Raw genomic sequence first — 10,072 nt, 5'->3', positions numbered from 1 at the left:
CTCATAACCTGAAGGTCGCAGGTTCAAATCCTGCTCCCGCAACCAACTTTAGAAAATCCCAGAGCAGCCCGCGCAGACTACAATTGATCACTCCGATCAATTGCTTAACGTCTTCAGCTCGTCAGGCTCATAACATGAAGGCCGTAGGTTCAATTCCTAATGCTGAAAAAAACACCGTGCAACATCAGATATTTACGCGCCGCCCTAGGGCGGTTTTGTTCATTCTGGGACGCCCCCAAAGTAAGCAAATCCGCAAGTTCCCCAACAAGTTTAATCGCATACTTCCGTTCTTTGGGGACCTACTGGGTCTCCGACAGAAGGCAGCGGATGATCGCCATCACCTCGGCTTTTGTGTATAGATCATTCAACGCTTCTTTTCAAAGTTAACTTGATGATTGTCGATGACTGAAGGCGGCTTTTGGGACGAAAGTTGTTAAGTGTCATTCATTAAACGCTACAGGTCAAAACCAGACAATCTGGTGCGATGTCTGCCGCAGATACAAACGTTTACCGGAACTCCAATCTCAGAATGGCAACATTTCAAACTGCCTATTCGAAGCGGACTAAGTACGTTTTCGCTTTGTCAAATTTCGCGTTGAAGGAACCCTTATCAAAGGTCTGAGACGGTATTGGGGCAGGTGGTAAGCCGGCAAAGACTACGTTTCACACGGCCAAGTTACTCGCAGCGAGCCAAAGCGTTACGGAAAAAACAAGAAAACGTATATGAAGTAACATAAAGCTTGCTGCGAATCGATGAGAGGCTTATTAACCGACCTATCGGTCACTTAATGATGTGAATTCAAATTCGGAGTAATCGACCTATGGACGCCTTTATCTGCGACGCCCAGCGCACCCCGATCGGACGATATGGTGGTGGACTAAGCCAGGTGCGCACAGATGATCTTGCCGCCCTGCCAATCGCTTCGCTTGTCGCGCGTAACCCACAGGTGGATTGGTCCAGTCTGGACGACGTGATTTATGGCGATGCGAACCAAGCTGGTGAAAGCAACCGCAATGTGGCGCGGATGGCAGCGTTGCTGGCAGGGCTGCCGGTGGATGTACCGGGAACGACAATCAATCGGCTCTGCGCGTCTGGCATGGATGCGGTGGGCATGGCTGCGCGCGCCATCAAGGCTGGGGATTATGACATGGCGATAGCGGGTGGGGTCGAAAGCATGTCGCGTGCGCCATTTGTGATGCCCAAGGCAACATCCGCCTTTACTCGTGCCAATGCCGTTTACGACACCACGATCGGCTGGCGCTTTGTGAACCCGAAAATGGAAAAGGAATTTGGTATCGACTCGATGCCCGAAACAGCGGATAACGTAGCGGAAGCTTATGGTATCAGTCGCTCCGATCAGGACGCGTTTGCCGAACGCAGCCAGGCCCGCTGGGCCGCGGCGCACCAGACCGGGGTGTTTCAGGAGGAGATCACCCCGGTCACAATTCCCCAGCGCAAAGGTGACCCGGTGGTGGTCGATACGGACGAGCATCCACGTCCGGGGACTACAGCAGAGAAACTGTCTGGCCTAAAGGGCATCAACGGGGTGGACAAGACTGTGACCGCTGGAAACGCCTCGGGTGTTAACGACGGCGCGGCGGCGATCCTGATGGCAAATGAATCTGCTGCGGCAAAGAACGACCTGACCCCGATTGCCCGTGTGGTTGGCATGTCCGTTGCTGGAGTGGAGCCGCGCGTGATGGGCATCGGCCCGGTTCCAGCCAGCCGTAAGGTGCTTGCACGGGCTGGGCTCAGCATCGATCAGATGGATGTGATAGAATTGAACGAGGCGTTTGCCTCGCAGGGCCTAGCCACGCTGCGCGAACTCGGGGTGCCCGATGATGCGCCGCATGTGAACCCAAATGGCGGGGCAATCGCCATTGGCCACCCGCTTGGAATGAGCGGTGCGCGGCTAGTGATGACTGCTGCCTATCAACTGCGCCGCACCGGAGGCCGCTACGCGCTCTGCACCATGTGTGTCGGGGTAGGGCAGGGTGCCGCACTTATTCTTGAACGTGTGTAAGGGAGGAGACCTCACATGTACGCTCAGATGATTAAAACAGCCGGAACAGGCGTGAAATCCCGCGAGGAGATGACCGAGCAGGAACGTGCGTTTCAGGACAAGATCGACGCCGATATCAAGATCGAGCCCAAGGATTGGATGCCCGACGACTATCGCGCGACACTGATCCGTCAAATTGGCCAGCACGCACATTCTGAAATCGTAGGCCAGCTGCCCGAAGGAAACTGGATCACCCGAGCGCCAACGCTGGAGCGCAAGGCGATCCTGCTGGCCAAGGTGCAGGATGAGGCCGGGCATGGGCTGTATCTCTATTGCGCGGCAGAAACGCTGGGTGTCAGCCGGGATGAGATCACCGAGATGCTGCTGGACGGGCGCATGAAATACTCGTCGATCTTTAACTATCCGACCCTGAACTGGGCTGATATCGGCGCGGTCGGATGGTTGGTCGATGGTGCCGCGATCATGAACCAGGTTCCGCTGCAGCGGACGTCCTTCGGACCATACTCGCGCGCAATGATCCGCATCTGCAAAGAAGAGAGCTTTCACCAGCGCCAGGGCTATGATGCGATCCGCAAGATGGCAGAGGGTACGCCAGAGCAGCGTAAGATGGCGCAGGATGCAATAAATCGACTGTGGTACCCGTCGCTGATGATGTTCGGGCCGTCGGACAAGGAAAGCGTGCATTCGGCGCAATCCATGGCGTGGAAGATCAAGATCAACACCAATGACGAGCTGCGCCAGAAATTCGTGGATCAGACCGTGCCTCAGGCCGAATATCTGGGTCTGAGTATCCCTGACCCGGACCTGAAATGGAACGAAGAACGGGGCCATTATGATTACACCGACCCGGACTGGTCCGAGTTTTTCGATGTGATCAAGGGCAACGGCCCCTGCAATGTCGACCGGCTGGCCGCGCGTAACAAGGCGTGGGACGACGGTAAATGGGTTCGCGACGGGCTGCTGGCTCATGCCCGCAAGAAACGCGCCGCAAATCTGGCTGCAGAATAAGACTGCCCTGAGGAGGATACCAAATGAACAACGAATGGCCCCTGTGGGAAATCTTCATCCGCGGACAACATGGCATGAGCCACCGCCATGTTGGGTCGTTACACGCCCCGGACGCGGAAATGGCGATCAAGAACGCGCGCGATGTCTACACGCGCCGCAACGAAGGCGTTTCGATCTGGGTGGTTGAGGCCAACAACATCTCGGCCTCATCGCCCAGCGACAAAGGTCCGCTGTACGAGCCCAGCGAAAGCAAAGTGTACCGCCATCCAACCTTCTTCGATATTCCCGAAGAAGTGGGGGCGATGTAATGAGTGTTCCGGTTTCCAATGACGCTTTGCTGCAGTTTCTGCTTCGGATGGGGGACAATACCCTGATCCTCAGCCATCGCGTCAGCGAATGGTGCGGCCATGCGCCTGTGCTGGAGGAAGACATCGCGCTGGCCAATACCGCGCTGGACCTGATCGGTCAGACTCAGATGTGGCTGGGTCTTGCGGGTGAGATCGACGGCGGCAAATCCGCCGATGATCTGGCCTTTCTGCGCGACGCCTGGGATTTCCGCAATGTGCTGCTGGTCGAAGTGCCGAACGGCGACTTCGGCCGCACGCTGATGCGTCAGTTCCTGTTTGATGCTTGGCATTCGATCATGCTGGGGCATCTGATGAAATCCTCTGACGAACGTGTCGCGGCGATCGCCGCCAAGGCCAGCAAAGAAGTTAGCTATCACCTCGAACGTTCGGGCGATACGGTTGTGGGCCTTGGTGACGGGACCGAGGAAAGTCATGCCCGCATGCAAGAGGCGCTGGACTATCTCTGGCCATATGTCGGCGAGATGTTTGCCAGTGACGATGTTGATGAAGAAATGGTTACGGCGAGGATTGCCCCGAACCCGGCAGATCTGCGCGCAGAATATGACGCTCTGATCGAGCGTGTGCTGTCCGAGGCGACACTAACCATTCCCGAAAGCCGCTTTGCCCATAAGGGCGGGCGCGACGGTCGCATGCATACCGAGCATCTGGGCCATCTTCTGACACAGATGCAGTGGTTGCAGCGCGCATATCCCGGCGCGAAGTGGTAAGGATCAATGCGGGCTTCAACGGATCAGGTGTGGGAATGGCTGGACGCTGTACCAGACCCTGAGATTCCGGTGATCTCGGTCGTCGATCTGGGCATTGTACGCGATGTGCGATGGGATGAAGACACTCTGACGGTTACCGTCACGCCGACCTATTCAGGCTGCCCGGCGACCTCGGTCATCAGCATGGATATCGAAACTGCGCTGCGTGATCATGGAATCGACGATCTGCGGATCGAGACAAGTATCGCACCGGCTTGGACCACCGATTGGCTCAGCGACAAGGGCCGTGCTCGGCTCGAGGATTACGGCATCGCCCCGCCGCAGCCTGCAGGTGGACCTGAACGCTGCCCACATTGCGGTAGCAAGGCGGTTGAAAAGGTCAGCCAGTTTGGCTCGACCCCTTGCAAGGCCCATTGGCGCTGCACCGACTGCCTGGAACCTTTTGACTATTTCAAGTGCATCTGAGGGAGGATCACCGGATGGCACGCTTTCATGATCTGGAAGTTACCGATGTTCACAAAACCATCCGCGATGCGGTGGTCGTGACGTTGAAACCTGTAAACGGTTCAGCCGATGAATTCGACTTTACCCAAGGCCAGTACCTGACCTTCCGCCGCGATTTCGACGGGGAAGAACTGCGCCGGTCCTATTCGATCTGCGCGGGCAAGGATGAGGGCATTCTGCAGGTGGGGATCAAGCGCGTGGATGGCGGCGCATTCTCGACCTGGGCCAACTCCGATCTAAAGGTGGGCGATACGGTGCAGGCGATGCCGCCGATGGGCAGCTTTTACACCGCAATCGATCCCTCCGCCGAAAAGCATTATCTGGGCTTTGCGGGTGGGTCGGGCATCACGCCGGTTCTCTCGATCCTGAAGACGATGCTTGCCCGAGAACCACATTCGCGGTTCACATTGGTATATGCCAACAAGGGCGTGAACACGATCATGTTCCGAGAGGAGCTTGAGGACCTCAAGAACCTCTATATGGGGCGTCTGAACGTGATCCATATTCTGGAAACAGACGCGCAGGAAATCGAGCTTTTTACAGGTCTGGTCACGCAAGACAAATGTGCCGAACTTTTTGAACACTGGATCGATATTCAGAACGTCGACACGGCTTTTATCTGCGGCCCCGAGCCGATGATGCTGGGCATTGCCTCAGCCCTGCGGGCGCATGGGCTGAACGACGGGCAGATCAAGTTTGAACTCTTCGCCAGCGCTCAACCCGGTCGGGTCAAGCGCAAAGTGAGCGGGGCGGACACGGCATCTCAGGACAACCAGACCAAAACATCAATCACCATGGACGGGGCAACGCAAACGATCACCATGCCGAAGGATCAATCGATTCTCGATGCCGCGTTGGAGAATGCGATGGACGCGCCTTACGCCTGTAAGGCCGGGGTCTGTTCAACCTGCCGCTGCCGGGTGCTTGAGGGCGAGGTCGAGATGGTCGCCAATCACGCATTGGAAGACTACGAAGTCGAGAAAGGATACGTCCTGAGCTGTCAGGCCTATCCGCTGACCGACACTGTAGTCGTGGACTACGATCAGTAGACGGAGGGAATGATGGCTGAAGACATGACAATCGAGAGCTATTTGGCAGCGGGTGGTGTCCTGAGTAATCCAACCAACGTGCCTCCGCGCTATCGTGCAGAGCTCATGAAATTGATGGCGACCTTCGTGGACAGCGAACTGGCCGGCGCAGCGGGCTTTGCCGACATCATAAATCTGGGCCCGGGCATAAAGGAACGCATCGCGGCGGCCAAGATTGTGCTGGAAAAGACCGACAACGCAGATCGTGTCCTGAAAATCATGGGCGAGTTCGGAGCCAACACTGACCGCTATGCAAATCACCATCCCTGGACCACACGTCTGGATCGTGATGCGGATATCGGGGCTACGCGGTCCGAACACGACATGCGCCTTGCTGTATTCAACTATCCGATCGAAGGATGGGAAGATGCCGTGGTTATGAACCTGCTGATGAGCCAGGCGGTTGACGTCCAACTCGCCCAGTTTTCGCAGTTATCCTATCAGCCTCTGGCCGAGGCCTTCCGCGAGATTTCCCCAATCGAGGCGCGCCATGGGGAGCTTGCGCTTGAGGGTGCGGGCAAGCTGATAGAACAGGGAAAGGCTGCAGAAATGCAAGCGTCGGTCGAATATTGGTGGCCCCGGGTCGCGGCAAGTTTTGGGGCGGGCACAGCCGAGAAAACCGAAACGCTCCGCAAGCTGGGGCTGCGGCAATTAACCGGGATTGAGATGAAAGATCAGTGGACAGTAAAAGCGACCGAACAGATCGAAAAGCTGGGACTTAAAGTACCCTAGCTTTCAAAGTTGGCGTTTACGGCTCAGCAACCCATACTTCACGGCCAATCCGCGAAGCGTGCGACGCTTTCGCCGATCTTTCTTCAATGACTGCTGGGCTTTAGCACCACATTTCCGATTGAACTCAAAAACGTCAATCACCCGCTCGGCGCAGCCACAGGCTTCGCCCAGACCTACATTGGCGAAATAGAATTTATCGAAACGATCAGGGCGTTGCATGGGTGACCTCCGCCCATATTGAACCTCATCCTGACCGCAGAGCCAAATCAACTCTGTGCCAACAAGGGTTCAAAGGCCATCAACACCTGATAATGTCAGATTGCTTACCAACGCGGCGTAATCGCTGCGCGCGTCGGCATCCGCCCCGGCATTCCACATGTAGAACCAGTTCAACATTCCGAAAACGGACATGGTCGTGGCCCGAAGCTTGGCCGCATCATCCTTGAAAGTTGCAGGCGAGATGCTGGCGATGATGTCACTGACGAACACCACCAGATCCCGCTGATAGCCACGCAGCAGATACTGCTGCTCTTCGGGCAATGCGGACATGCCGCTGGTTTGCACGCGATGCTCATCATCCACGCCTTGATAGGCCAGTAGGATTTCCCGCACCACCCGTTTCAAGCGATCCGCGGGTTCCATCCCGTCAAGGTCCAAGCCGCAAACCTGGTCACGCAATTGCAGCAGGTAACTGTCGAGAATATCGAACAGAATGGCGTCCTTGCTGTCGTAGTAGTGATAGATATTGGCCTTGGATATCCCGCACTCCCGCGCCAGCTGAGACATTGACGCCCGATCAAATCCTTCCTGCGCGAAGACGCGGGCGGCGCATTTTAGGATGCGAGTTCGTTTATGGTCGTGGTCTTTTGCTATCGTGCGCGCCAAATCCTGACCCTCCGTCTGTCGCTTAGCTGTCCCGATTGTCAATCACGCGCCGGGCCTTGCCTTGTGAGCGTTCTACCTCGCCCGGCTCGCCTATATCGATCTCGGTCGAGATGCCAACCACCTCTTTAATCCGGCGAGATAGCATCCGAGCAGCGGCGGTTTTGCTCAGCTCATCGGCTGCATCCGGCGTTGCTTCGACATGCACGCGCATCGCGTCCATCCGGCCAGCTTTGTAAAGTTCGATCTGGTAGTAGGGCGCCAGACCGCCGGTTGCCAGAACCTGCTCCTCGATCTGACTGGGGAAGACGTTGACACCCCGCAGAATGATCATGTCATCCGAGCGGCCCGTGATCTTTTCCATCCGACGCATCGACCGAGCCGTACCGGGCAAAAGCCGCGTCAGGTCACGGGTGCGATAGCGGATCATCGGAAGACCTTCTTTGGTCAGCGTGGTGAACACCAGTTCACCAATCTCACCATCAGGCATGACCTCGCCGGTCTTCGGGTCGATGATTTCGGGGTAGAAGTGGTCTTCCCAGATCACGGGCCCGTCTTTGGTTTCGACGCACTCATTGGCGACGCCCGGTCCCATGATCTCGGACAGGCCGTAGATATCGACGGCATGCATATCGAATGCTTGTTCAACCTCGGAGCGCATCGAATCCGTCCAAGGTTCAGCGCCAAAGACGCCGACAGCCAAGGAACATTCGCGCGGATCGAGTCCAATCTTGTGATACTGCTCAAGAATGTTCAGCATATAGGATGGTGTTACCATAATCCCGTCAGGTTTGAAGTCAGTGATCAGGTCGACCTGCTTGCCGGTCTGCCCACCGCTCATCGGGACGACCGTGGCCCCCAGACGTTCGATTCCATAATGCGCGCCCAGACCGCCGGTGAACAGGCCATAGCCATAGGCGTTGTGCACCATGTCGCCCCGGCGCAAACCGCTGGCACGCAACGACCGCGCCACCAGATCCGCCCAATTATCGATATCGCCTTGCGTATACCCCACGACGGTTGGCTTGCCCGTGGTTCCCGACGAGGCATGAACACGAATGATCTGCTCACGCGGGACTGCAAACAGACCAAAGGGATAGTTTTCCCTCAGATCGTTTTTGTAGGTAAACGGAAACCGTGCCAGATCACTGAGGGACTGAAGGTCGTCAGGATGCACACCGGCCTCATCAAACCGCTGCCGGTACATAGGCACGTTGTCATAAGCATGGCGCAGCGACCATTTCAGCCGATCCAACTGTAGGTTGCGGATTTCATCAATCGAGGCGATCTCGATCGGATCAAGATCCGCCTTGTTCGGAGTAAGATCCTTCATGCCATCCCCCTCATCTCAGGTCTCGTCAAACACCGGACCTTTGACCGCGCGGGAAAAGCCCCGAAATTCTGCGATCTTTTGTCCGGCTTGGTTGGTTATGGATACGTCATAGATACCGCTGCGCCCTGTCAGGCTCAGTTCCGTTGCGCGGGCCGTCAGCAGATCACCGGATCGCGCGGGCGCGACGTAGCTAATCACATTGTGCTGGGCGACCGTGGACTGGTTGCGACTATTGCAGGCAAAGGCAAAGGCGCTGTCGGCCAACATGAATGTCACGCCTCCATGGCAGATCCCGTGCCCGTTGCAGTGATGGTCAGCCACCTGCAACGCCAGCGTCGCAGCGCCTTCATCCATCTCGACCAGTTCCATGCCTGCCCATTTCGAGGCATTGTCCCGCCCCCACATGGCAGCAGCGGCTTTCTGGGCGCGTTCCTTCGGCGTCATCTCATTCTCCCCGAAATACTGGCGCGCGCTTTTCCAGAAACGCAGTAACGCCCTCGGCATAGTCGACGCTTTCGCCGCAGGTTTTCATTGCGTCCGCCTCAATCTCGAGATGATCGGTCAGGGTATTCGTGGCAGCCGCCTGTATCGTCTGTTTCGTCAGGCCAAGTCCCAGCGTTGGACCATTGGCGAACTGTTCCGTTAGTGCGCGCGCCTCGGTCATTAGTTCAGCGTCTGGAATTGCTTTCCAGATCAGCCCCCAATCCGCAGCCTGCTTTGCTGGCAGGGGTTGCCCAGTTAGGGCCAGCCCTTTGGCTCGGGCTTCACCCAGCAAACGTGGCAGATGCCAACTGCCGCCGGTATCAGGTATCAGGCCCACTTTGGAAAATGATTGGATAAACTTGGCGGAGTCAGCGGCAAGTACCACATCACAAGCCAGGGCTAGATTCGCACCCGCCCCGGCGGCAACGCCATTGACGGCGCAGACAACAGGTAATTCCAAGGACCTGATCAGGCGGACCAAAGGCGCGTAGAAGGTGCGAACCGTATAGCCCAAATCCGGCGGACCCTTCATCGTGGCAGGGTTTCGATCGCCCAAATCCTGCCCTGCGCAGAACCCGCGCCCCGCGCCGGTTAACAGCACCGCTCGTGCACCTCCGTCACGCGCGGCCTCAAGTGCAGCGCGCAGGGCATGGTGCATCTCATCCGTGAAACTGTTCAGGCGATCAGGGCGATTGAGTGTAATTTCAACCCATTGACCCATATTCTGCGAAATAATCGTGTCGGACATGCCCGGTTCGCTTTTCATAAGTTACAACAAACTTCTTGCATAAACCGAACGGTTGGTCAATAAATTCTATAGCCGTTTGTGACTCGGCGATCGGAAATGCCATTTGGCCAGCGGGCGGAACAGCATTTCTCGTCGTTGATAGTTACAAAACGTACCATTAACACATTCACGACTTGCGATTTTGAGGAGGAGACC

At 56.6% G+C, this 10,072-nt stretch carries 12 protein-coding genes; 7 read left to right on the top strand and 5 right to left on the bottom strand.

From position 1 onward, the window contains the following. Positions 1-821: 821 nt before the first annotated feature. From pcaF to ACRZ9U_RS10320, 7 genes are read left to right on the top strand one after another with little or no spacing between them, the layout of a single operon-like run. Positions 822-2,024 (top strand): 3-oxoadipyl-CoA thiolase, encoded by a 1,203-nt coding sequence (gene pcaF / locus ACRZ9U_RS10350; protein ID WP_170404698.1) that lies wholly within the window; start codon positions 822-824, stop codon positions 2,022-2,024. Positions 2,025-2,039: 15 nt separating this feature from the next. Further along, entirely contained in the window at positions 2,040-3,032 is a 993-nt protein-coding gene (gene paaA, locus ACRZ9U_RS10345; RefSeq protein ID WP_170404695.1) for a 1,2-phenylacetyl-CoA epoxidase subunit PaaA, read from the top strand. Positions 3,033-3,055: 23 nt separating this feature from the next. Beyond that, on the top strand, positions 3,056-3,340 hold the full coding sequence (gene paaB, locus ACRZ9U_RS10340) for a 1,2-phenylacetyl-CoA epoxidase subunit PaaB (RefSeq protein WP_170404692.1): 285 nt from the start codon (positions 3,056-3,058) through the stop codon (positions 3,338-3,340). Continuing rightward, positions 3,340-4,107: a 1,2-phenylacetyl-CoA epoxidase subunit PaaC gene (gene paaC / locus ACRZ9U_RS10335; protein ID WP_170404689.1), complete on the top strand. Its 768-nt coding sequence runs from the start codon at positions 3,340-3,342 to the stop codon at positions 4,105-4,107. Before paaB ends, paaC begins: the two co-directional genes overlap by 1 nt. A 6-nt stretch (positions 4,108-4,113) precedes the next feature. Beyond that, positions 4,114-4,572 (top strand): 1,2-phenylacetyl-CoA epoxidase subunit PaaD, encoded by a 459-nt coding sequence (paaD, locus tag ACRZ9U_RS10330; RefSeq protein WP_170404686.1) that lies wholly within the window; start codon positions 4,114-4,116, stop codon positions 4,570-4,572. Between the two features lie 14 nt (positions 4,573-4,586). Next, a complete protein-coding gene (locus ACRZ9U_RS10325) occupies positions 4,587-5,660 on the top strand; it encodes a 2Fe-2S iron-sulfur cluster-binding protein (RefSeq protein ID WP_170404683.1) in 1,074 nt (357 codons plus the stop codon). 12 nt (positions 5,661-5,672) lie between these two features. After that, positions 5,673-6,431, top strand: a complete 759-nt coding sequence (locus tag ACRZ9U_RS10320; protein WP_170736610.1) for a Phenylacetic acid catabolic protein — start codon at positions 5,673-5,675, stop codon at positions 6,429-6,431. Between the two features lie 3 nt (positions 6,432-6,434). On the opposite strand, the gene ACRZ9U_RS10315 is transcribed toward ACRZ9U_RS10320, so the two are convergent. The 5 genes from ACRZ9U_RS10315 to paaG form a co-directional block, all read right to left on the bottom strand. Beyond that, complete coding sequence (locus ACRZ9U_RS10315; protein WP_170404676.1) at positions 6,435-6,650, bottom strand: hypothetical protein; 216 nt, start codon at positions 6,648-6,650, stop codon at positions 6,435-6,437. Positions 6,651-6,719: 69 nt separating this feature from the next. Beyond that, positions 6,720-7,316: a TetR/AcrR family transcriptional regulator gene (locus ACRZ9U_RS10310; protein WP_170404673.1), complete on the bottom strand. Its 597-nt coding sequence runs from the start codon at positions 7,314-7,316 to the stop codon at positions 6,720-6,722. A 22-nt stretch (positions 7,317-7,338) separates the two neighbouring features. Then, positions 7,339-8,646 (bottom strand): phenylacetate--CoA ligase PaaK, encoded by a 1,308-nt coding sequence (gene paaK, locus ACRZ9U_RS10305; RefSeq protein WP_170404670.1) that lies wholly within the window; start codon positions 8,644-8,646, stop codon positions 7,339-7,341. A 15-nt stretch (positions 8,647-8,661) separates the two neighbouring features. Continuing rightward, positions 8,662-9,090 carry a hydroxyphenylacetyl-CoA thioesterase PaaI gene (paaI, locus tag ACRZ9U_RS10300; protein WP_170397710.1) on the bottom strand — a complete coding sequence of 143 codons (429 nt, stop codon included), beginning with the start codon at positions 9,088-9,090 and terminating at the stop codon, positions 8,662-8,664. Between the two features lies 1 nt (position 9,091). After that, on the bottom strand, positions 9,092-9,877 hold the full coding sequence (gene paaG / locus ACRZ9U_RS10295) for a 2-(1,2-epoxy-1,2-dihydrophenyl)acetyl-CoA isomerase PaaG (RefSeq protein WP_170404667.1): 786 nt from the start codon (positions 9,875-9,877) through the stop codon (positions 9,092-9,094). Positions 9,878-10,072 lie beyond the last annotated feature (195 nt).

This window comes from Ruegeria sp. D7 (assembly GCF_056534355.1).
The sequence above is the reverse complement of the archived record's forward strand: the minus strand, read 5'-3'. Positions and strand labels throughout refer to the sequence as shown.

What these genes read in the sequence shown, in the direction of transcription:
- paaD (WP_170404686.1), top strand. Translation starts at nt 4,114, where the DNA reads ATGCGGGCTTCAACGGATCAGGTGTGGGAATGGCTGGACGCTGTACCA.
- paaA (WP_170404695.1), top strand. Translation starts at nt 2,040, where the DNA reads ATGTACGCTCAGATGATTAAAACAGCCGGAACAGGCGTGAAATCCCGC.
- paaG (WP_170404667.1), bottom strand. Translation starts at nt 9,877, where the DNA reads ATGTCCGACACGATTATTTCGCAGAATATGGGTCAATGGGTTGAAATT.
- pcaF (WP_170404698.1), top strand. Translation starts at nt 822, where the DNA reads ATGGACGCCTTTATCTGCGACGCCCAGCGCACCCCGATCGGACGATAT.
- paaB (WP_170404692.1), top strand. Translation starts at nt 3,056, where the DNA reads ATGAACAACGAATGGCCCCTGTGGGAAATCTTCATCCGCGGACAACAT.
- paaI (WP_170397710.1), bottom strand. Translation starts at nt 9,090, where the DNA reads ATGACGCCGAAGGAACGCGCCCAGAAAGCCGCTGCTGCCATGTGGGGG.
- ACRZ9U_RS10320 (WP_170736610.1), top strand. Translation starts at nt 5,673, where the DNA reads ATGGCTGAAGACATGACAATCGAGAGCTATTTGGCAGCGGGTGGTGTC.
- ACRZ9U_RS10315 (WP_170404676.1), bottom strand. Translation starts at nt 6,650, where the DNA reads ATGCAACGCCCTGATCGTTTCGATAAATTCTATTTCGCCAATGTAGGT.
- paaK (WP_170404670.1), bottom strand. Translation starts at nt 8,646, where the DNA reads ATGAAGGATCTTACTCCGAACAAGGCGGATCTTGATCCGATCGAGATC.
- ACRZ9U_RS10325 (WP_170404683.1), top strand. Translation starts at nt 4,587, where the DNA reads ATGGCACGCTTTCATGATCTGGAAGTTACCGATGTTCACAAAACCATC.
- paaC (WP_170404689.1), top strand. Translation starts at nt 3,340, where the DNA reads ATGAGTGTTCCGGTTTCCAATGACGCTTTGCTGCAGTTTCTGCTTCGG.